This window comes from Sporomusa termitida (assembly GCF_007641255.1).
Taxonomy (GTDB): domain Bacteria; phylum Bacillota; class Negativicutes; order Sporomusales; family Sporomusaceae; genus Sporomusa; species Sporomusa termitida.
Genome location: NZ_CP036259.1, coordinates 2,070,147 through 2,092,125 on the forward strand (window position 1 = coordinate 2,070,147; position 21,979 = coordinate 2,092,125).

Sequence of the window (21,979 nt, forward strand, 5' to 3'; positions counted from 1 at the left end):
GGGATTCTATGAGTTTAATTGTCACAACTGCCCACAAGCCAGCAACGGCTGTTACACAGCTGGCCCGTGATATAGCCGCCCGGCTGGGCGTGCCTTTTGTCCCCCGGGACCGGTCACTGGCTGCTATTAAGGAAAAATACGCGGACTGTGATTTAATTGTGGCTGCCGCTAATGGACCGGTCATCCATACCGCCGCCGGTGAGTACTTTTTTCATCTAAGTATGGCTGAGTTGCGCATAAAAAACTTAATAAATGGAAAACATGACCATATGGTGAATGCAATGGGGCTTAGGGCCGGGATGTCCGTGCTTGACTGTACCTTAGGCCTGGCGACAGATGCCATTGTCGCCAGTTTTGTGGCCGGGGCACAGGGGGCTGTGACCGGACTGGAAAGCTCGCCGGCGATTGCATTAATAACCGGGTACGGCCTGCAGCAGGTTACGGTTGATTCTGATGTGGATATTACAGGCTCTTTGCGCCGGATACAGGTGGAAAACACTGCCTATGATCAATACCTTACAACGCTGGCTGATAATAGTTTCGACATTGTTTACTTTGATCCCATGTTTCGTAATCCCCTCTACAAGAGCTCTAACGTAAACCCGATCAGGACACTCGCCAATATGAACCCGCTCACGCCGGCGGCGGTTCAACAGGCTTGCCGGGTTGCCAGGCACAAAGTGGTGGTTAAAGAGGCTGCCGGCAGTGCTGAGTTTGTCCGGCTGGGGTTATTAACAGTGTTAGGCGGCAAGTACAGCCGGGTACAATACGGGGTGATTGACTGCCGGTCAAAGATGGGCAACGGAGGCCAGCCATGGAGCGTTTAATTGTCATTACAGGCCCCACGGCTGTGGGAAAAACGCAAATAAGCATTGATCTGGCCAAGCGGCTGAAGACACAAATCATCTCCGGTGATTCAATGCTTGTATACCGCGGGCTGGATGTCGGTACCGCCAAACCTGACCGCGGCGAGCGCAGCGGGGTTGTGCATCATCTGATTGATATCCTTGACCCCTGGGAAGAGTTTAATGTTGTTGATTTTCAGCACTATGCGCAAACGCTGATTACCCAACTCAATAATGACGGAATTATTCCGATTCTAGCCGGCGGTACCGGACTGTATGTCAGGGCCTTGCTGGAGGGCTATCAGTTTAATCAGGCGCCAAGCGACGAAGGGCTGCGGCAAAAACTGCTTGGCCTGGCGGCCCAGTTCGGCAATCAGCATCTGCATACTTTGCTGGCGCAGGTACAGCCGGACACTGCCGCCAGGCTGCATCCTAATGATCAGCGACGGATAATCAGGGCGCTGGAGGTGCATGCCCTGAGTGGTGAGACTGTCTCGCAGGCTAAGGCCGCACCAAATCAGCTCCTGTATGATGCGGTTGTTATTGGCCTTACTATGGAGCGCGCCGCCTTATACGAGCGGATTAATCAACGGGTTGATACTATGATCCAGCAGGGACTGACCGAAGAGGTAGGGAAACTCCTGCGCCAGGGAATTGCCGCCAACTGTCAAGCCATGCAGGGGATCGGCTACAAAGAAATTGTTGAGCACCTGGCGGAGGGCGAGGGCGGGGATTGGCTGCACGCTGTCAATAAGGTGAAAAAGGCTACCCGCAATTTTGCCAAACGTCAAATGACTTTTTATCGGCGAATGCCTTATATAGCCTGGTTTGACGTTGGAAACCGCAATAATTATGATAAAACGTTGGAAACAATTTACAATCATGTTGCAGGAACGTTTGGTCTAAGGTAAAATAGATGTGAGTAAGTAGAAACATGAATACGGAGGGGTTTCATTTGACTAATAAAGTCATTAATCTGCAAGACAGTTTTTTAAATCAAGTACGAAAAGAAAATGTGCCGGTAATTATATATCTGGTTAACGGGTTTCAACTGCGGGGAGCCGTAAGGGGTTTTGATAATTTCACCGTAATTATTGAAAACGACGGTAAACAGCAGTTGGTATATAAACACGCCATCTCGACAGTAACCCCCTTTCGTCCCTTGGCCGCAAATCTGCACGAGAAGAAGGAAGAAGCGGCTAAAGCTGATAAATAAAAAATGTCTTGCAGTACTCCAGGTGAAATGCCTGGGGTACTTTTTCATATACTCCTTACTTCCGCATTTTATAAAATGAAAGTAAAACCTCTTTGATTTACCATTCATTATTAAAGCTTACGCTCTGCTTAGCGATCCGGTGTGCAGGGTTTAGTTCCCGGAATTATTCCGACGCTGGATCAATTTAATTAAATACGGAAAAATCGGCTAAGCCTTTTAGGCAAGCCGATTTTTGTCGTGCTGGAAAGTATAACTTTCCCTATAATTATTTAAGCACCATCATCTCGGTGGCTTTAACCAATGCTGTAACCTTGTCCCCCGGAGCCAGCTTTAAATCCTCCACCGAGTCTACCGTAATTGCTGCTACCAGTTCACTGCCTTTACAATCCATGACAACTTTGGCCATAACGGCACCCTTTACCACTTCTTTTACGGTTGCTTCCAGTTTGTTTCTGCCACTGATTTTCATAGCTCTGTCACTCCTTTATTTGGTAATTTGCTTAGTTACAATATAGCATATTATATAATAAAAATCAATAAATACTGATATATTTCGTCAAATTCATCCGAAATATAAATATATCTAGCTATACTGCAATATATCTCTTGAATACGATGAATATCTAACAATATGATAACAATAAGTTGAGTTTGGTTAGTTTATGTTGTCGGGTATAATGCTTTATACAGGTCAAGGCGCTGATCAAGGCGGGGATCAGACTTGGCATTTAAACATAACCTAACCCTAAACAACTGCGGTTGATTATAGCAGGCATAATAAAAAAACTACCCAATCAGGTAGTTTCTTTATTATGCCCTTAAATTTATAATTCAACCGCACAGCCGATCGCGCTGTATTCAAGGGTATTGCTGTCAGGGGCAGGAGGGCCGGCGGCATTTGCCATTTGCCGGATTGTCAGGGGAATATTTGTTTTAGACAGGAATACCAATTGTTTTTCATGCTGGCGGACCAGCTTGATCATCTTATAGAAGCAACCGTGACTAAATTTACAGCGCACATTGGCAAAAACAATATCGGCATGAAGAAGCAGGGCTTCATCAAAACCGGCGGCATCGCCGGCCAGATAGGTAAAATGAGGCAGCTTGGCTTTCAATTTTGCCTGCCAGCTATCGGCACCGCCGATAACCAGTGCCTGCACAGTGGCCAGCAGTTTTATAGCAGACTCTGAGTCAGGGAGCTGCTCGGATATTGCTGTAAGGTTGCCGGCTGGCATTGCCCTGACATTGCTGACTTGGCCGTTAAGTACATTCTGTTGAGGCTGACAGCTGGTTTGCGGCAGCTTTTTCTCCGTGAACATTGAATTAAGGACAAATTCTTGCTTGACAGCCAGGTCGTTAATTTCTTCTTCTTTGGCTGCCAATAATTTGTTTTTGGCTGTTAAATCTGTTTTTAGCCGCCGGATTTCCAGTTCGTAATCACTTAGCTGTTTTTTTAGATTATCCACTTCCGGGTACAGATAAGCAGCATTATGTTCAAAATAATACTTTTTAGCTTTTTTATACTCTCTTACAAAGTCAAGCAGATTTAAACCCAACATGACGAATTCAGCACAATCTAATTCCATTTCTTCTTTCGTTTTCTTTACCTGACCGGCGCGGAAGGTTTCGGCAGCCATTTTTACAATATACAGGCGGCAGAGGAGTTCAACGTCCCGCTCCTTGATCTGGGCAATCAAGGTCGGCGAAAGCAGCGAAATACCCTCTTCGGCCGAGAGATAAGCATTACAGTGGGCAAACCCTTCCAGGAGGCGGTCATCCTGCCAGGGGTCGAGATAATTTTGAAATATCTTTTGATAAATGACATTTTTTAGATAGCGGGCCATTTTTTTGACTGCTGATTTATTTAACCTGCTTTTTAATAAACTGATTTCCCGGGTATTGTCTAAGGCACTGCTGATTGTTTGAATGACTGAAAGAAGTTCCGGATCTGATACAATGACCGGCCGGCCCACAGCGCAGGCCATAAACAGCGAAAACTTCAAAGTGGCTTGCAGCGGCAGGTCAATGGAAGGGTATAAGGTGATAAAAGACCGGATGTAGCGGGTGGCTGCCCCTGTCAGCAGATTGTGCTTATAGCTGTCCTTTACCGGTTTGGAGTAATAGTGGGGTTTAATCACCTTGGCTAAATCAAAGGTTTCACAATCCCTGATGTGGCAATACAATACATGCCAGCGTTTGGTCATAATGGTGATCGCTTTTTTAAATAAGGGCGAGTTTTGGCCCGCTTCTATTGCGGCAAGCATGATCCCCAAATATTTGGCAGCATAAATCTGCCGGTCGATGCCGCCGGTCGTAAATAAGGCATGATTAGCATAAGAGGAGCGGGCGGCGGCGCTTTGAAAGCCGGTCTTATCTGTTTCATAGAGCAGATCGATTTCCTTATAAACCGAAGCCGTATCGGCAGCAAGTTGAATGAAAAGCGGGAGTGTATCCACTGCGATGTCGTCAATTATTAACGTAAAAGCTGAAGTTCCCATATATGCCTCACCCTACCTTTTGCATAGAATAATTTCCAATCTTCCCTGGAGAAGGCCTGGCAATTATTTTTGGCGGGGTTTGTTTTAACACAAAATAGACGCAGAGATTGCGCCGCCTCAAAAAAATGCATCCTTTCCAAAGAAACGGGAAGCATAGCAGTTTCCCGCTATACCGGTCGGCCGAGCGCCATGCCATAAAAGGGTTAGGCAATTCGGCTAAGGAGCAATGTATTATTTACATTTTTGTGATTGCTATTAGAGGATTAAGAAACTGGATTTAACAATACGGCCACTGGTGGCAGGTCTAACAGAATTGATTTACCCGCAGAATTGAGTTATTATAAAACATAAACTGATTTTCAGAACCCCATAAACAAAAATGAATATAAACAAACATAAACAAGGTTAATATAAATATATAGTTTGTTTATGTTGGGAATAGTATTATTATATTGCAAAAAAAAAAATAATGCAAATACTGATTATTTACATATTGACTTAATTGTAGTTATTTTTGCGAGTTTGTGTTAAATTTGAGTTATAAAACATTTGCCGGAGCAGAGATGCGGCAGTTATATTATTGATAGGAGATTGGGAATATTATGCAGCTAATCACAGTGGCCGGGCCGCCTTCGGCCGGCAAAACATCAGTAATTCTTAACATTATTAAAGCCTTACAGGGGGACGGTGTAAAAACCGGCGTGATCAAATTTGACTGTCTCTCAACCCAGGATCAGAAACTATATGAAAAAAACAATGTCCTTGTCAAGACCGGACTATCGGGCAACTTATGCCCTGATCATTTTTTTGTGACAAATATCCAGGACTGTCTGGAGTGGGGGATCAAACAGAACCTGGATCTTTTAATTACTGAAAGTGCCGGTCTGTGCAATCGCTGCTCGCCCCATATTCGCGGCGTAATGGCTGTGTGTATTATCGATAATCTTAGCGGTGTAAATACACCCCGCAAAATTGGTCCGATGCTGAAACTGGCTGATATTATCGTAATCACCAAAGGGGATATTGTTTCGCAGGCGGAACGGGAGGTATTTGCCTTTCGCGTCAAGCAGGCCAATCCCGGGGCGGTCATTGTTTATGTTAATGGCATTACCGGCCAGGGCGCTCAGGAAGTGAGCCGTTTATTTAAAACGGCAGCTCCGTGGGATTCGTTAGGTGGCTGCAGTCTGCGTTTTTCTATGCCTGCTGCCGTTTGCTCCTACTGTTTGGGACAAACGCGAGTGGGTGTGGATTTTCAAATGGGCAATGTGCGCAAGATGGATTTGCTATAAAACAATGCTCAGAAAGGCGGATGGTTATGTGGGAAGTATTAGCGGCGTTGTCTTTGCGGCAGTTATTTATTGATTATCCCCATGCGCTTGATTTTTTTTCGTCTTTGCCGGCGGGCAACCGGAATGACGGTCAGACGGTGCAGCTGTACTTTGAGACCCTTACTGAAGACCAGCTGCAGGATTTGGGATTAGGCTATGAGGAACTTAAAACGCAGTTTAGTGCCTTTATGGTCCAAATGGAAAAATTAAAAGTAAAAGCAAAAACGATCACAACGGTAACCATTTGCGGCGGCATTGATAAAAACGGCAACCCGGAAAACATTGACTTAACGATCCGGGCTGGTGAAATTATCTGTATCGTTGGTCCAACCGGTTCGGGAAAAAGCAGGCTGCTGGCTGATATAGAATGGGTTGCCCAAGGGGATACGCCGACCAAACGCCAGATTCTGGTCAATGGGCAAGTTCCGGACATGACCAGGAGATTTGCCGTTGAACATAAGCTGGTGGCGCAATTATCACAAAATATGAATTTCATTATGGATCTGACAGTCCGTGAGTTTGTCGGGATGCATGCCGAGAGCAGAATGGTTGAACAAGACCGGGACATTATCCAGCATATTGTGGATAAGGCTAACGGACTGGCCGGTGAACCCTTTCAGCCGGACACACCTGTTACTGCGCTGAGCGGCGGCCAATCGCGGGCGCTTATGATTGCTGATACGGCATACTTAAGTTCGTCGCCGATTATCCTGATTGATGAAATTGAGAATGCCGGGATTGACCGTAAGCAAGCCTTGCAGCTGCTTGTTGACAAGGAAAAGATTGTGCTTATGGCTACCCATGACCCGATCCTGGCGCTCATGGGCGATAAACGGCTTGTTATAAAAAACGGGGGCATAAATCAGATTATTGAAACAACGCCGGCAGAACGAAAGAACCTGATCCGGCTTGAACAAATCGACCGTCAGCTGGCAGGCATTAGAGAATTATTGCGCCAGGGTGAGTTGATTAATGACATTCCGGCTGCGATTAAATAATTACACCATAAGTGAGGGGGGATCTGTTTGGAACTTAGCGATTTGACCATTGGCCAGTTGATTGAAAACTATCCGGCAACCCGGGCTGTGTTTATTCATAATGGTTTTCCGCAGTTGGCCGATGATGGCGTATTGCAGCAACTGGGGCCTGTCCTCAAATTAAAGACAGCGTTAAAAACCAAAGAAATCAACATGGAAGCCTTTAGTAAACTGTTGGAAGAACATATTGCCGATGCCGGTTTATACCGCCGCCTGGAAACAGGGGCGGCGAATGCCGGCAAACTCAATATGGTTTCGCTGCTGCCTTGCCCGCTCAAGGTGCCGCTGGAAGCGGAATTAAGCCGCTTTATTGAGGGAATGCGGCAGGCCGGAGAAATCAGACTGGAGTATTGCTCAGAGGCCTTTTCCACCAATATGGTTAATTATGATGATTATATTAAATACTTTGAAGACCCGGATGAAGTTCCCGATATTCTGATGACAGCCGGTTATAGTTTTTTTAACCCGCTGTTTATGGAACGCTTTGTGCGAAACGGTGTATTTTCACCGATTGGCTATGCAGATATTGATCCCCGTCTGGAACAAGCCGGCTTAATCGACAAAGAAGGACATTTTGCGGTAATTGCGGTAAATGTGCTGGTCATTGTGGTTGATCTGCAGCGGCTTGGTGATCTGCCTGTGCCCAACAGCTGGTGTGATTTGTTAAAGCCGGTTTATGAAAAAAAGATAGCTATTCGTGGCCACAATGATGTTTTTTGTGATATTGTGCAATTAAACTACTATAAGGAATATGGTGAAGCCGGTTTGACGGCCTTGGCGCGGTCTGTAAGATATGGCCTGCATCCGGCGCAGATGATCAAAGCGTTAAGAAGTAATCAGGCCGATATTCCGCCTATTCATGTTATGCCTTATTTTTTTGCTAACACGATTGCTGATCGTTCTCATATTAAGACAGTTTGGCCAAGTGACGGGGCTCTGGCCTTTCCGGTGTCTGTGCTGGTCAAAGCGGATAAAATGAAATTGTATAAGGAACTGGCGGCATTTCTGACAGGGCCGCATATCGCCCGGGTTTGCGGAGCTGCGTTTTTCCCCTCTGTGCATCCGGCCGGGATGGCTGGTTTTCCTGACAATGCCGGATTTAAATGGTTAGGCTGGGATTTTATTAAGCAACATGATATGGAAATGCTGGCAGAAGAAATAAATGCCAAGTTCGTGCAGGAACAACAAAAATAATGGTAACCGGCAAATACCCTGGTGGGCGCTAAGCACCAGGGTATTTGCCGTTTATAGGTGTCTCTTGCTCTTGAGCAGGGGTATTGCGGTAAGGGTTTAATTTTTCTGGAGTTCTTGTAGTTTAGTGCTGCAAGCCTTTAGTTGAGCTTCAAGACTGCTTGCGTGCCGGGAGAGGGACTGTTCAGACCAGCGCAGGCTGGCGATTTCCGCCTGCAGGGAATCAATTTTTTGATTAGCCAGCTGTTGTAAAGGCTCAATGACCTGGAGCCGCTCCTCCAGCCGGTTGCGGGCGATTGTTTCATTTGTGAGTTTTTCCCGTAGCAACTGGGTGCTGCTTTTTTCTGAGACGAGTTCCTCCTGACAGCGTTTGGCTGTTGTTTCGGTGGCGGTCAGTCGGGCGAGAATGTCGGCATTGGCAGCTTCCAGCAAGGCGGTTTTGTTGCCGGCCTCGGCCGCAAGCTCCAGCGCCTGGGTGCGTTCTTCCTCGGCTTTTTTCTTTAAGGCAGCGGCCTCGGCCGCCATTCGTTGTACGCTGTTAATTATGCCTTCCATACCCTGGCGGCATTCGGCTTCACGCATTAAATCCGCATGGAGGGTTGCTGTTTCCGACTGGGCTTTAATTGACTCTCTTTTTGCTTCGGCGAGACTTTTTTCCAGCTCGGCTATTTTGCTGTCAAGTTGTAGCGTATGTTCTTCTGCCGCCTGGGCTCTGTGGCGATACTCGGCAATGGCCTTGAATTTATCCTCCTCAATAATCTGCATGGCCTGCAGGAGGCTTTCGGTAGTGGTCATTATATCGTAAACCGCTTTTTTCATTACTTGCATTTGCGGCGGCTCGACAACCTGTTTGTTATCGCTGTAAATCTGCAGCATATCATGCATAAAATCGGAAAACTTTTTAATGCCTGCCGCTTTTTGCGCCTCTTTGAGCATATTCATTAAGTGTCCATCCACTTTACCGCCATAGGTAAGCAGCTTTCCTTTCTCTACTACGGGATTCTCGCTTGCGTTTTCATAATTAGTCATCGGCTATACCCCTTAATTTTTATCGTATATACATATTTTATCGCTCCTTGTTAATTTTGTCAGCTGTATTTTTAATAAAGTTAACTTTTTTATAAATATATAAATACAGTTAACTATAAATATTTAATGGTTAACTAAAAGTTAACCATTAAATATGATAAATAGAAGTTAACTGAAGTAAAGCTGATATAAAAATACAATCTCACATAATGATATTATGTGAGATTGTATGCAGGGCCGCATAAGCCTTGATTTATCAGGCCTTGCCGGCGTTTTCAGCTGTTTGCCGGGCTTGACAGAACCGGGATAGCCAGCTATAATCTCACATAATAGTTGGGTAAAGGAGAAGCGGCTGCATGAAATTTGTTGAACCATTCCGGAGTAAAAAAGATATTGAAGCCGTCCGTCTGTATCTGCGGGGCAAGGCGCTTAAGCATGGGCTTTGGTTTTGGCTTGGGGTGAATTCGGCGTTGCGGATTTCCGACCTGCTGGCATTACAGGTTGGTGATGTCCGCAAGCCGGATGGTTCTATTGTCACCCGCATTGTCCTGAAAGAGCAAAAAACCGGTAAGACCAAAGAGTTTCCGATCTCTGATAAAATCCGGGCTGAAATTCAAAACGTGATCCGGTTTTATGGCCTGAACGATGCGGCTGAACCGCTGTTTCCCAGCAATAAGACGGGAGAGAAGGGAAGCCTTAAGGCCATCGGGCGCTCTTACGCCAATCAGCTTATTACCGAAGCGGCCAGGATGTGTAATATTCCGGGTAATTTCGGCAGTCATTCCATGCGCAAAAGCTTTGCTTATTTTGCCTGGGAGCAAGGCACCGATGTTTTACTGTTGATGGATTTACTGAATCATTCTTCACCGCGGGATTTGCGGCGTTATATTGGCATAACGCAAGATCAGCTGAACGCAGTGTATTTAAGTGTGGATCTATAAAACATACACCATCAGCAGGCTGATGGTGTATGCTGGTAACGGCTGGCAGCCGGAAGCGCAGGCGCCGCTATTTGTTTTTGCTTTTTTTCGCATCTTTATCCGGTTTTACAAAACCGGATGCCTTGGCGGCTCCCTGGGTATCTTTACCGCTGGTTTCCCCAGTGTTTTTCATATACTCACCTCCGGGTCTATTGTTTCCAGAACGTACTAAATCATGTAAGAAAATTGATTTGATACCCTGTTTTGTAACCGTATTGTCACAGCCTTGTCACAATTTGACCGTATAATGGTATATTAATACTCCTGTTTCACCTGCCAGGTAACGGCTGGGGTATTTAGTCAATCAGAACTATGTTTATTGAGGATTGAACCAAGGGAGGCTGATTAAGTGAATAAATGGCTACAACGATTTTCGATTTTAGTTATTGGCTTGTCAATTGGGGTTTTGCCGCTGGTGAATTTTGTCAAGGCCTCGCCCATACCAAATCTGGTGCCGCCTGTTGCCAATAGCACGGCCCCGTCGGGCGAGCGCAATACCTATGTTGTACAAGCGGTGAAGGATGTTGGCCCGGCGGTTGTCGGCATTACGAATAAAGCCTATATGCGGGATAATTTTGATCAAAAGGTCCTTGTGGAAAAAGGGGCAGGCTCCGGGGTGATTTTTGACTCAGCCGGGTATATTGCCACAAACTACCATGTTGTTGAAGGGGCCCAGGACATTACCGTCTCCCTGCCTGACGGCCGGATAATGAGCGGCAAGGTGATTGGCATGGACCAGGCCACTGATTTGGCGGTAGTCAAAGTAGAGGCTGCCGATCTGCCGGCAGTGACTTTTGGCGATTCTGATGCAATCATGGTTGGCGAACCCGCCATTGCCATCGGCAATCCCTTAGGGATGGAATTCCGCGGCAGTGTCACTGTGGGCGTAATCAGCGCTTTAAACCGGACCATCGAGGTTGGCGACCGGCGCTTTAAACTTATTCAGACCGATGCGGCCATTAACCCGGGCAATTCCGGTGGTGCCCTGGTTAATGCCAATGGGCAGGTAATTGGCATCAACAGTGCCAAGATTGCCTCCGCCGGAGTCGAAGGGATGGGCTTTTCTATCCCGATTAACTCGGCCCGCCCGATTTTGCAGTCCCTGGTTGAGCATGGTAAGGTCGCCCGGGCTTACCTGGGCATTGGCGTACTGGACCGGGATGCGGCGCTGCGCTCCGGCTACCGGCCGCCGGTTGACGAGGGGGTATATATTACCCGGGTGGAAAAGAACGGACCGGCCTTTCTGGCTGATATGCAGGAAGGCGATGTTATTGTCAAAGTAAATGGCGCAGATATTAATGGTATCGCCGATTTAAGAACGGCCTTGGACAGCATCGCGATAGGCAGCACAGTGGAAATCGTCATTATCCGCAATGGCAAAACCCTGACGCTTAATCCGGTAGTCAAAGAAATGCCAAATTAAAACTGCAGTTTGACAATAAATACACTGCAAAACAATAATAATAACCAGGCCATAAAAAGCCTCCATTCGCAGAGTCTGCGGATGGAGGCTTCTCAAATTTTAAGTGACACGCGGTGCTTTCGTTGCCGTCGCCGTACAGATTGCCGATCTGCGCGGCCCGTGCCAGTAATAAGAGGCCCATATCATCCAGGATCATTAAAGCAGCTCTTACTGAATCAGTTAGCGTCCTCCGCCTCGCCTTGCAAAAAAAATCCCCGCGAATTCTTTTACGCTTTCAATGTAGTCAGACCACTAGGCTTGTGAGTTGATAAAGAGGATGATAAAATATACTCATAGAAGTTATGTGAGTACAGCAAATAACAAACCGATAGACTCACATAAATGATGTGAGTCTATCGGTTTGTCTGCTTTGGAGGTGAGGAAATGAATATTGAGATCCGGAAAAACGGAACATTTTATCTCAAGGACAGCATATATAATCCGGTTACAAAACTCCCTAAGAACACATCAATTTACCTTGGCTCGAATCCCCTGCAGGCCAAACAAAAACTAAAAACGCTGACTGATGATGCAGCGCTTTTAAACCAGATACCGGATACCCTGCCGTATGAAATCGAGCTCGACAAGGCCATTAAAAATCTGCAAAAATTAAATGGTTTGCAGACCAATGGGGTAACCCGGCTGGTCAAAGAGTATTTGGCCGGCCTGTTACAGGCCAGACTGCTCATTGCCACCGCCCGGGCAGGAATGGTAGCGCCCACTGTTGAGTGCCGGGATTGCCGCTATAAACAAGGAAACCATTGTGACCACTTTGACAGCGAATTTATCAATGGCAACGGTAAATATAAAGATGGGAACCCGGTACGCTGCGTTGCTTATGAAGCCGGCAGAGCCAGGCCAGGCAACGGCTTAATCAAGCTGCCCCGTGACTTCAGAGAACGGTAATAACCTATTTTCTCAGCTTTTGCTGATTTTAGGGCCCGGAGTAATCACCAATTCCGCCGGCTTGCGTATAATGTAATCACAAAGCCTGCGATGAGGTGAGATTATGGCTTACCTATGGCCTGATGATGTTTTACGTGCGATTGAATCAGGAAAAATGTCTCCGTTAGAAGGGTTTAAGCGGCTGCGGGCGATAGATAATGCGGCCACCGGCAAGCGTGATGCGAGCGGCGTGCAGTCCAGTGTGGAACAGCGGATCGAGAATGTTTTGCAGGAAATGGATAGCCTGATCGGCCTTAGTGAAGTCAAAGTATTGGTACGGGAAATATATGCGTTTATTGAAATTCAAAAACGGCGGGAAAGAGAACAACTGAACACCGAGCCTTTGGTACTGCATATGATTTTTAGGGGCAACCCTGGTACCGGTAAAACCACGGTAGCGCGAATTTTGGGCAAGGTATTCCGCGAGATGGGCGTTTTGTCCCGGGGGCATCTCATTGAGGTGGAACGGGCTGATTTAGTCGGCGAATATATCGGTCATACTGCGCAAAAAACCCGCGATCAGCTAAAAAAGGCTTATGGCGGCATCCTGTTTATTGACGAAGCCTATTCGCTGGCCAGAGGCGGCGAAAAAGACTTCGGCAAAGAAGCCATCGACTGTATGGTAAAGATTATGGAGGATCATAAAGATGAACTGATACTAATTCTGGCAGGATACCAAAAAGAAATGGAAAAGTTTCTCGAAACCAATCCCGGTCTGCGTTCGCGATTTCCTATACATATTGATTTTCCCGATTACAGCAAAGAAGAGCTGCTGCAGATTTCCGAGCAGCTTTGTGCCCAACGTCAGTATCTGCTGAATAACCAGGCCAAGCTTGCCCTATTAAATTTATTAAATCCCCCGGCTCATAGCAGTGATGACAATTTTGGCAATGCCCGGACTGTAAGGAATATCATTGAGAAGGCTATCAGGCGGCAAGCTGTTCGCCTGGTCCGCAAGCATTCTACAACCAGGGAGGAACTGATGGTTATAGAGCCGTGCGACTTAATGGGGGGAGAATAAATGCGGGAATGCATAGTTATTGGGCGGCCTAATTCAGGTAAAACCCTGTTTACTCTTAATTTTGCCAAGTATCTGGGTGTAAAAAGCATTGATATGACATTCCGGACCTATGATGGGGTAATGACTTGCCGCCATTTATCACTGGAAGATGCCAAACGGCAATTGTGTGGGATTGATTTACATAAAACACGTTCCTTACAGTCGATGGTCTTGAACATGCCAATCGGCAAATCAACGGTTAATTTTAAACTTACTGATACCTGTGGTATCAGCGAGCAAATTCATGCCGATGAGGCAATCAGAAAAGGTATGGCTCAGACTATTGGGCTGCTGCGGTCGGCAGATTTTATTCTGCACTTAGTAGACCTGACTAATGTTAAAAGCGATTCGGCCACTCAATCCAATATTGATTATGAGTTTTATCACTATGGTGTTGCCCGTAATGCCTATATCATGCTGGGTAACAAAGTTGATCTTGGTTCAGCCAAAGACAACTTGCCCCGGCTGGCATCTGCGTTCCCCAAGGCGACGGTTATTCCCATTTCAGCCTTATATAACCAGGGCTTTAGAGAGGTGAAGGCTTATGTGGCAAGAAATATTTAATTTTTTGGCCATCGCTGCGGCGGTAGCGTGTTGTTCGGCGGCTGTCAAATTAGCTGATGATTATCTGGACAGAGAATTTGATGCCATAGCCGGTAGAGCGAACTGGGCTGACAGGTTAGGCCAGGGAACTATGCTCTATGCCATGTTCTTACTGGCCTTGGCGGCGGGAATAAATGCCCCGTTAAGTTTATCTTTATTTCTGGCCAGTTATGTGATTGGCATGTTTAACAGTATGCGGACAAAATTGCCTAGCCGGTTAAACGGGTTTCAGGAGTCGTTGCTGGCTCTTACCGCCGGTATTGTGCTGTTTGGCTGGAATAACATGTTTTTTTCTTTTAGTTTTGTATTGGCTGTCCAATTATTCGATGATTACCTGGATGTTCAGAGCGACCAAATATCGGGTCAGCGTAATCTGGCTAAACGCTTTGGCTGTTTAGAGTGCCTGATTATGGGCGTAATCTGTATCATGGCCGCCTGGGGTGCCAATGAGGAACTGTTTTTGCCTGTAGCCTTTGGGAGTACGCTGATTTATCTGGGCGCGCTGGGCTATGAACGGGTGCGGACATGATGATATACATTGTTTTAAGTATGCTGTTTGCCTTCCTGGCGGGATATATTTTAGGCAAACGCCGGGGTTGGGCGACCGGTTATCTGGAAGCCGAAGCGGTTGTGCCGCTCAATCTGCGCCAACAATCGCTGGAGCAGGGGCAATGCGTAATTTGTGAGGAATATTGGTTAAAGACAAAAGCGGATGAAAAAAATTACGGGGAGCAGGAGAATGGGTAAATCTAAAGCTTCCTCCTTTATATTGCAGAAAGCTATTGACCGCAAAGCTCTTCCGGCCGGGGTGGGTTTTTGCGGTCTAAACAGCGTGCCGGCGGCAGTCCAGGGAGAGCTAGAAGGTGTTGGAATTTTATGCTAAGAAACTGGTATAATATTATGTGTAATTCATTCATAAACGCGGCGAATAGCGGAATATTGGCTTAAGGCTAGTACTTCACTTAAAATTTGAGATTAGATGGCGAGGATTTTTTTGTCCTGCAAGGCGCCGACAACGAAGCAGGGCGGAAAAAGACGGCAATATAAGCCAAACAACACTAGGCCTGATGAAAAAAGCAGGGATTTGGAGACTTCATAACAAAATATTGTAAAGTATGTAATAATAGCAAAGTTAGGGGTGTTTTATGCTTGCCTGAGATATATGGAGAAACAACCGGCATCAAAAAAAATATTCTGGATGAGTTGGAACAATTATATGAGTTCACAGTCCCCTTTGGTCAAACAGTTACCAAGGAACTGACTGAAGCAATGGCGGCGATAACCAGTATGTTAAACAGGGAGGTAGCCGTCTATGTTAACCGCCGGGGCAGTGTTGTCCAGGTGGCTGTTGGTGATACCCGGACTGTCTCACTGCCGGCAACAGATGGCCGGCGAGCTCTTAACCGCTTAAGCGGCATTCGTTGTATACATACCCATCCAGGTGGAGACAGCCGGTTAAGCAATGTGGATTTGTCATCTCTCAAAGCAATGCGTTTTGACATGATGGCGGCAATTGGTGTAAGCGCCGGGATTGAAGAGATTAGTTTTGGCTTTATTTCCGGGCATACAGCAGATAGTTATAGTGTCGGGACAGTCGGGCCTTTGTCCTTAACCGATTTTATCCAGCTTGATCTGGGTTATCTGACAAATCAGATGGAACGGCAATTGGAAAGTAAAGACATATTATCTAATATTGCCCAGTCTGAAAAAGCGCTGTTGGTTGGTGTTGAACGTCAAAGCGGCTGGGATGTTGATGACTCCCTGCATGAATTAGCCCAGTTAGCCGAAACTGCCGGGGCCGAGATTGCGGGCTCAGTGTGGCAGAAACGCAGCCGCCCTGATCCGGCCTTCTTTATCGGGCGGGGCAAGGTTCAGGAGATTAGTATTATGCGTCAGGAAATCAATGCCGACTTAATTATTTTCGATGATGAGCTGTCACCGGCTCAACAGCGCAACCTGGAGCAGGCGCTGGGAAGTAAAGTGATTGACAGACCGGCCTTAATATTGGATATATTCGCCCAGCGGGCCCGCTCTCATGCCGGGAAATTGCAGGTTGAATTGGCCCAGTTAAAATATAATCTTCCCCGGTTAGGCGGCCAGGGGCTGGTATTGTCACGCTTAGGCGGGGGGATAGGCACCAGAGGGCCTGGTGAAACCAAGCTTGAGGTGGACCGGCGACGGATACGCTCCAGGATTAGTGAGATCGAACAAGAAATTGAGTATCTGAAAAAACAGCGGCAGCTGCATCGTGAACGCCGGCAGGCGGCGAGAATACCGACGGCAGCATTAGTTGGCTATACCAATGCCGGTAAATCCACTTTGCTAAATAAACTTACCGCTGCTGATGTTCTGGCTGAAGACAAACTCTTTGCCACCCTGGATCCAACCACGCGGCGGACGAAGCTGGCGAGCGGCAAGGAGTTTTTACTGACAGATACGGTCGGTTTTATTCAGAAGCTGCCGCACCAGTTGGTTGCTGCTTTTCGCGGTACACTGGAAGAGGTTTTACAGGCTGATTTATTACTGCATATCATTGACGCCAGCCATCCGCAGTATGAACAGCAAAGTGAGGCAGTCTATCAAGTCCTGCGGGAGTTGGGGGCAGATACCAAACCGGTAATTACTGTCTTTAATAAAATTGATAAAATAGACAGTCTGCCTGTACAGGAGCGTATGCTGCGGCAGCCGGGAAGTATTGCCGCATCGGCGGTTACCGGCATAAACCTTGATAAACTGCTTGGTATGATTGAGGATCACTTCCGGGCAATTGTAGTGGATGCAATGTTATTGGTTCCTTATGATGATAGCGGGCTCATATCCAAGCTGTATGATAGTGCTGCGGTCAATAACATTGAGTACAAGCCTGAGGGTATCAGTATTTCCGTTGCCTTAACGCCGGAGCAGTTTGCGCGTTATCAAAAATATGCTGCAGGAGATGAATAATTCATGGCTCTTTTCCCCGCCAATATTACTGCTTTGCAAGTAAAGGCACTTGACCAGGCGTTGCCATTGTTTGCTGCGCTTGACGTTATATCAGAACAAAATACTGCCAGCGTACTTAAGGCTTTCCGTGACCAGCAAGTCTCTGAATATCTTTTCCGGACGACGACCGGTTATGGCTATGGCGATAGCGGGAGAGAACGGCTGGAGGCTGTATGGGCTGAATTGTGCGGTGCTGAGAAGGCGCTGGTAAGGACTCAGTTTGTATCTGGGACGCACGCCTTAGCCTGTGTATTATTCGGTTTGCTGCGCCCCGGCGATGAACTGCTGGCAGTTACCGGCGCTCCCTATGATACTATGCAAACTGTCATTGGTCATACGGTGCAAACACCTGGATCATTAACAGAGTGTGGCATCCGCTACCGGGAGATGCCCATGTCGGAGGCCGGTGTGGATATTGGTGCCATCGCTGGCCATATTAGCCCTAATACCAGGGTTGCACTTATTCAGCGTTCGCGGGGTTACAGTCTGCGCAAACCTCTCAGTATTGAGGCGATCCGGACGGTATGTGCCGAGATTAAAAAATATAAGCAGGATTGTATCTGTTTTGTTGACAACTGTTACGGCGAGTTTGTGGAGGTAGCTGAACCGACAAGTGTCGGTGCCGATATAATGGCTGGATCTTTGATAAAGAATCCTGGCGGCGGATTAGCACCTGCCGGCGGCTATATTGCCGGTAAAGCGGCATTGGTTGATATGGCGGCCCGGCGGTTAACCGCCCCGGGGTTAGGGGGAGAACTCGGGGCAACCCTTGCCGATATCCGTTTATTTTATCAAGGGCTGTTTTTAGCACCCCATGTGGTAAATCAGGCCTTAAAAGGGGCAATATTCGCCGGGCTGATTTTTGATTTGCTCGGCTATAAGACGCTGCCCCGGCCGGAGGAGTTGCGCAGTGATATCATACAAGCCATTGAATTAGGATCACCGGAAAAAATGATTGCCTTTTGTCAGGGGCTGCAGCAATATTCACCGGTAGATGCCCATGTGCGGCCTGTACCGGGTACAGTGCCGGGATATACGGATCAAGTCATTATGGCGGGGGGAACTTTTATCCAGGGGTCATCCATTGAGCTTAGTGCCGACGGCCCGTTGCGTCCGCCCTATATTGTCTATGTGCAGGGTGGTTTAACTTTTGAACATGCTTTGCTTGGTATATTGGGAGCTGCCAGTGCTGTTGCCGGCATGTAACATTTCTTTACATATTTCTTAATTGCTGCTGATTATATGACAGGAAAAAGCAAAGAAGCGTAGAATATTTAAAAACAGAATTATGTAACGGTTAAAAATTTTTTTTTTTGGTGGTTAGTGTGGAATATATAATTGCCAGTTTAGTGGCTATACTTATTGCAACCCTGCTTGTGTATAAACTGGCCAAAGGCTTATTTGGGTTGGAGCTGCGGTTAAAATCGCTATTGTTATGCGCCGTCTGTGCTATGTTTATTAGCCTGGTTTTACCTAAGTTTGTTGTTGGCTTTGCCGGATTGCCAGGAACGCTGGCTTTTTTAGCTGTTTTTGCCGCTGCTTTTGCTTATTTTGTGGCCCATTGTGAAGAAGCCCCTGCCGCTGATAAACGTGATGAAAGTGCCTGTTGTCTGACTGACAGTCAGGCTCAGCCGGCGGCAATAGAACAAAATGAAACTGTCAATCAAAACAAGCAGCAGGAGAAAAATTGCCGTACTTTCGATATTAGTGAACCTGTCGCAGCAGAAGCGCCGGCAGTGGCGGACCCGGCAGTAGCAGAGCCGGTAATAATCGAAGACGAAGATGAAGATATAGAAGATATAGAAGATATAGAGGAAACTATGACAGATTCCTTATCGGAAGTAATTGAAGTAATTAGTGAGAGTCAGAGACAAGAAGAATATATACAAATTGTTCCTCTTGTTCCTCAATTATTCATGGAACAGGCAGGTGGTACAGTGCATGAGGACGGGAATTCAGTGAGGTTTTATAATAATAAAGAAGAGGTCGAAGTAGATGAGCCTGCCGCGGTGCAACTGGATGATTTATTGGATTATGCTTTTTTAAATAAAGAGCAGCATAATTATGAGGCTGCGTTGACGGCCTTCAAACAGGCGTTGTCCTTGCAGCCAGCTAGTGAGGCTGCTCCTTTTCTGGTCGTTGAAGTGGGTAACCTGCTGAAAAATAAAGGACATTATGACGAAGCTATTAAAGTTTTTTCCGAGGGTCGCCAGCTTTGTCAAACCAGAGGCGACAAAATGCTGGAACAGGAATTTATCAGCACTATCGCCTATCTCCGTATTGTTAAAAATATTTTAGTGCAGCATCGTTTAGGCGCTATTAAGTTTTTAGAAATTCCGCAACACATAGTTAAAGAGATTGATGAGGAATTTAGGGAGTGGCGGAATGTGGCCAATATCTAACTAGTTGATGATATGGAGGTATAAGATGAAAAGAAGTACAGAAATTGTTGGACAACCAGTTATTAGTATTACCGAAGGTAAAGAATTTGGTCATGTTAAAGAACTTCTTGTTAATTATGTTAATGGCTCAATCGCGGCCTTGGTAATTGATGATGGCAAATGGTATTTAGGCGCTAAATTATTGCCTTTTGAGGCGATAGCCGGCCTGGGTGAGTATGCCGTTACGATTGATAATAGTGCAGATATTCTAACTGTAAAAGATAAACCCGAGCTGGAAAAATTGTTGGAAGCTGGCATTAAGATTATTGGGACTAAAGTTCTAACCAAAGGCGGCCGTATGCAAGGGAGAATTAATGAAATTGTCATTGATGACACTGGCAAAATTAATACCTGTGAATTAGAGACCGTTGACGGTGCGGTTGTTTCATTTCCGGCTCAAAGAGTTGTTACATTTGGCAAAGAGGTAGTGATCATTGCCGGAACTGATGAAGTAGCGATTGCTAAGCCGCCTGCCGCTCCTCCCGTTACTAAAGTGCCTGCCGTTCCGCCTGAACCAGTGCCAGCGGTTAGGCCGGAGGTTATCCCCGTTCCGGGACAGCAAGCTGAAGTTTTGGCAGCTGCCGGTGTGGTGGAGGAGACCAAGGGGAAAGAACAAGCTGCCGACGATTCAGCTAAAAAATTTGACGATAAACATCGTAAATTTTTGTTAGGTAAGAAAGCTGCCCGCCGTATTGAGACCGATAACGGCATGATCATTGTTGATCAGGGTGGAGAAATTACGGAAGAAGTGTTACAAAAAGCTAAGCTTGCCAATAAATTTGTTGAGCTCTCAATGAATATTCAATAAGCTAAGAAAGGTAAATCCCGCTATTTTAGCGGGTTTTAACCTTAATTAAGGTTTGCTTTGTGTATACTAACACTTATTAAGAAAGGACTAAGTGTGCTCTGTGCAAACTGTAACAACACGAAATGCAAATATTATATTATTCTTAATAATTATCCTGCTGTTTAGTTTTGTTAGTATGATTGCAGCTAACTCCGCATTTATGGTTACAAACAAGATTTATCAGGGTGTTAGTGTTGGTGATATTGATGTTGGTGGTTTATCGATTGTTGAAGCTGAGCAAGAGATTGCTGCTGTCTTTAAAGAACGAACCTCAGAAGCAACCATCGCACTAATGTATAATAACAAGCAATGGCGTATTACTGCCCAGGATATTGAACTGAGCATCAATGCCGGTGAACTGGCCCGGCAAGCCTATGCTGTCGGCAGAACCGGCAATATTATTGAGCGGCTGAAAGAACGGTATCTGGCAGTCAATCAAGGCTATAGCCTGCTATTAACAGTACACTATAATTATGATAAGCTCGGCAGTGAATTGCGGAATATTGCTAAACAGATAGAGCGTCAGCCGGAGAATGCCAAACTTAAACCGAGTAGAACCTTAGCCCATATCGGCATCTTCCCGGAGGTAGTTGGCCGTAAGGTGGATTTAGACAAGACTATCGCTGCGGTAACGGCCAAACTTAACACTCACCTAACCTTTAGGGTTAATGTAGTGGTAGAAGAGCTTATGCCGGCTGTTGTAAGTAATGATTTAGTGCATATTGACGGACTGATTGCTTCGTACACTACGCATTTTGATCCCTGGGACCAAAATCGAACCCAAAATGTATTGTTAGCAGCAAAGAGTGTTAATGATATTCTGGTTAGGGCCGGTGAAGTATTTTCTTTTAATGATATTGTTGGCTTGCGGCTGGATAAATTCGGCTACAAAGAAGCCCCGGTATATCTCAATGGTGTTTTAGTTCCTGATTGGGGTGGCGGGGTTTGCCAGGTAAGTAGCACCCTTTACAATGCAGTCCTGTTAGCCGACTTAGCGATTGAAGAGCGAACCGCTCACTTCCGCCCGCCCGGTTATGTACCGCTTGGACAAGATGCGACTGTGGCTGACAACCAACTGGATTTTAGGTTTAAGAATACGTCACTGCATAATATTTATATTACTGGCGAAGTTTTCGGTAATCAGCTTGTTATTAATATCTTTGGCAAGCAATTGGAGAATCCTCCCCATATATCTGTAATTGCCACTGATAAAAGGATATTGGAACCTAATACTCTTATCAAGCAAGACCCTAATCTGGAGCTGGGTAAAGAAGTTACTGATGTAGAAGGCCAAAAAGGGTTTCTGGTATCGACCCACCGGATAAAAAAAGTCGATGGTAAAATTGTTGCCCGAGAATTTCTGGCTGCAGATGAATTTGAACCTGTTGATAAAATAGTTCGCGTCGGCACAAAAATTCCACCCAATGAGCAAAAAAAGTAGCACTAATATATAATTATATATAACCTAAAAGAGAAGCTCTCATTTTTTGAAGCTTCTTTTTATTATTAAAATCT

21 protein-coding genes and 1 riboswitch are annotated in these 21,979 nt (G+C 46.1%); of the genes, 18 read left to right on the plus strand and 3 right to left on the minus strand.

The genetic code is table 11. From position 1 onward, the window contains the following. Positions 1–8: 8 nt before the first annotated feature. Genes SPTER_RS09500 through hfq form a run of 3 tightly spaced genes read left to right on the plus strand, consistent with a single transcriptional unit; the run spans position 9 to position 2,061 of the window. Positions 9–827: a class I SAM-dependent methyltransferase gene (locus SPTER_RS09500; protein WP_144350188.1), complete on the plus strand. Its 819-nt coding sequence runs from the start codon at positions 9–11 to the stop codon at positions 825–827. Then, positions 815–1,756: a tRNA (adenosine(37)-N6)-dimethylallyltransferase MiaA gene (gene miaA / locus SPTER_RS09505; RefSeq protein WP_144350189.1), complete on the plus strand. Its 942-nt coding sequence runs from the start codon at positions 815–817 to the stop codon at positions 1,754–1,756. Before SPTER_RS09500 ends, miaA begins: the two co-directional genes overlap by 13 nt. Before the next feature lie 44 nt (positions 1,757–1,800). After that, the gene (gene hfq / locus SPTER_RS09510) at positions 1,801–2,061 is read left to right on the plus strand and encodes an RNA chaperone Hfq (RefSeq protein WP_144350190.1); all 261 of its coding nucleotides are present in this window, start codon (positions 1,801–1,803) and stop codon (positions 2,059–2,061) included. Positions 2,062–2,326: 265 nt separating this feature from the next. Here the strand turns inward: hfq and SPTER_RS09515 are convergent, their stop codons facing one another. Beyond that, on the minus strand, positions 2,327–2,530 hold the full coding sequence (locus SPTER_RS09515) for a TOBE domain-containing protein (RefSeq protein ID WP_144350191.1): 204 nt from the start codon (positions 2,528–2,530) through the stop codon (positions 2,327–2,329). Positions 2,531–2,885: 355 nt separating this feature from the next. Next, positions 2,886–4,559: a hypothetical protein gene (locus SPTER_RS09520; protein WP_144350192.1), complete on the minus strand. Its 1,674-nt coding sequence runs from the start codon at positions 4,557–4,559 to the stop codon at positions 2,886–2,888. A gap of 113 nt (positions 4,560–4,672) precedes the next feature. Then, positions 4,673–4,794, minus strand: a riboswitch (molybdenum cofactor riboswitch). 367 nt (positions 4,795–5,161) lie between these two features. Here SPTER_RS09520 and SPTER_RS09525 point away from each other — a divergent pair. From SPTER_RS09525 to SPTER_RS09535, 3 genes are read left to right on the plus strand one after another with little or no spacing between them, the layout of a single operon-like run. Further along, entirely contained in the window at positions 5,162–5,848 is a 687-nt protein-coding gene (locus SPTER_RS09525; RefSeq protein WP_144350193.1) for a GTP-binding protein, read from the plus strand. Positions 5,849–5,874: 26 nt separating this feature from the next. Further along, entirely contained in the window at positions 5,875–6,885 is a 1,011-nt protein-coding gene (locus tag SPTER_RS09530) for an ATP-binding cassette domain-containing protein (RefSeq protein ID WP_144350194.1), read from the plus strand. Positions 6,886–6,912: 27 nt separating this feature from the next. Next, positions 6,913–8,118 carry an ABC transporter substrate-binding protein gene (locus tag SPTER_RS09535; protein ID WP_246105549.1) on the plus strand — a complete coding sequence of 402 codons (1,206 nt, stop codon included), beginning with the start codon at positions 6,913–6,915 and terminating at the stop codon, positions 8,116–8,118. A 96-nt stretch (positions 8,119–8,214) separates the two neighbouring features. Here the strand turns inward: SPTER_RS09535 and SPTER_RS09540 are convergent, their stop codons facing one another. Continuing rightward, positions 8,215–9,144 (minus strand): coiled-coil domain-containing protein, encoded by a 930-nt coding sequence (locus SPTER_RS09540; RefSeq protein ID WP_144350196.1) that lies wholly within the window; start codon positions 9,142–9,144, stop codon positions 8,215–8,217. A 356-nt stretch (positions 9,145–9,500) separates the two neighbouring features. Between SPTER_RS09540 and SPTER_RS09545 the strand changes: the two genes are divergently transcribed. The 12 genes from SPTER_RS09545 to SPTER_RS09600 all read left to right on the plus strand — a co-directional run bounded on the left by SPTER_RS09545 (position 9,501) and on the right by SPTER_RS09600 (position 21,905). Then, positions 9,501–10,085, plus strand: coding sequence for a tyrosine-type recombinase/integrase (locus SPTER_RS09545; RefSeq protein ID WP_144350197.1), 585 nt, complete (start codon positions 9,501–9,503; stop codon positions 10,083–10,085). A 388-nt stretch (positions 10,086–10,473) separates the two neighbouring features. Further along, positions 10,474–11,547 carry a S1C family serine protease gene (locus SPTER_RS09550; protein WP_144350198.1) on the plus strand — a complete coding sequence of 358 codons (1,074 nt, stop codon included), beginning with the start codon at positions 10,474–10,476 and terminating at the stop codon, positions 11,545–11,547. A gap of 423 nt (positions 11,548–11,970) precedes the next feature. After that, positions 11,971–12,492, plus strand: coding sequence for a hypothetical protein (locus tag SPTER_RS09555; RefSeq protein WP_144350199.1), 522 nt, complete (start codon positions 11,971–11,973; stop codon positions 12,490–12,492). Between the two features lie 103 nt (positions 12,493–12,595). Then, positions 12,596–13,552 (plus strand): AAA family ATPase, encoded by a 957-nt coding sequence (locus tag SPTER_RS09560; RefSeq protein ID WP_144350200.1) that lies wholly within the window; start codon positions 12,596–12,598, stop codon positions 13,550–13,552. Continuing rightward, positions 13,553–14,155: a GTPase domain-containing protein gene (locus tag SPTER_RS09565; RefSeq protein WP_144350201.1), complete on the plus strand. Its 603-nt coding sequence runs from the start codon at positions 13,553–13,555 to the stop codon at positions 14,153–14,155. Continuing rightward, positions 14,136–14,723 (plus strand): UbiA prenyltransferase family protein, encoded by a 588-nt coding sequence (locus tag SPTER_RS09570; protein WP_144350202.1) that lies wholly within the window; start codon positions 14,136–14,138, stop codon positions 14,721–14,723. Before SPTER_RS09565 ends, SPTER_RS09570 begins: the two co-directional genes overlap by 20 nt. Then, positions 14,720–14,941, plus strand: a complete 222-nt coding sequence (locus SPTER_RS09575; RefSeq protein ID WP_144350203.1) for a hypothetical protein — start codon at positions 14,720–14,722, stop codon at positions 14,939–14,941. Before SPTER_RS09570 ends, SPTER_RS09575 begins: the two co-directional genes overlap by 4 nt. A gap of 402 nt (positions 14,942–15,343) precedes the next feature. Then, the gene (hflX, locus tag SPTER_RS09580) at positions 15,344–17,137 is read left to right on the plus strand and encodes a GTPase HflX (protein WP_144350204.1); all 1,794 of its coding nucleotides are present in this window, start codon (positions 15,344–15,346) and stop codon (positions 17,135–17,137) included. 3 nt (positions 17,138–17,140) lie between these two features. Further along, positions 17,141–18,382, plus strand: coding sequence for a methionine gamma-lyase family protein (locus SPTER_RS09585; protein WP_144350205.1), 1,242 nt, complete (start codon positions 17,141–17,143; stop codon positions 18,380–18,382). Positions 18,383–18,525: 143 nt separating this feature from the next. Next, complete coding sequence (locus SPTER_RS09590) at positions 18,526–19,578, plus strand: tetratricopeptide repeat protein (protein ID WP_170233227.1); 1,053 nt, start codon at positions 18,526–18,528, stop codon at positions 19,576–19,578. A 25-nt stretch (positions 19,579–19,603) separates the two neighbouring features. Further along, positions 19,604–20,425 (plus strand): PRC-barrel domain-containing protein, encoded by an 822-nt coding sequence (locus SPTER_RS09595; RefSeq protein WP_144350207.1) that lies wholly within the window; start codon positions 19,604–19,606, stop codon positions 20,423–20,425. A gap of 199 nt (positions 20,426–20,624) precedes the next feature. Then, positions 20,625–21,905 (plus strand): VanW family protein, encoded by a 1,281-nt coding sequence (locus SPTER_RS09600; RefSeq protein WP_246105550.1) that lies wholly within the window; start codon positions 20,625–20,627, stop codon positions 21,903–21,905. The last annotated feature ends 74 nt before the right edge of the window (positions 21,906–21,979 follow it).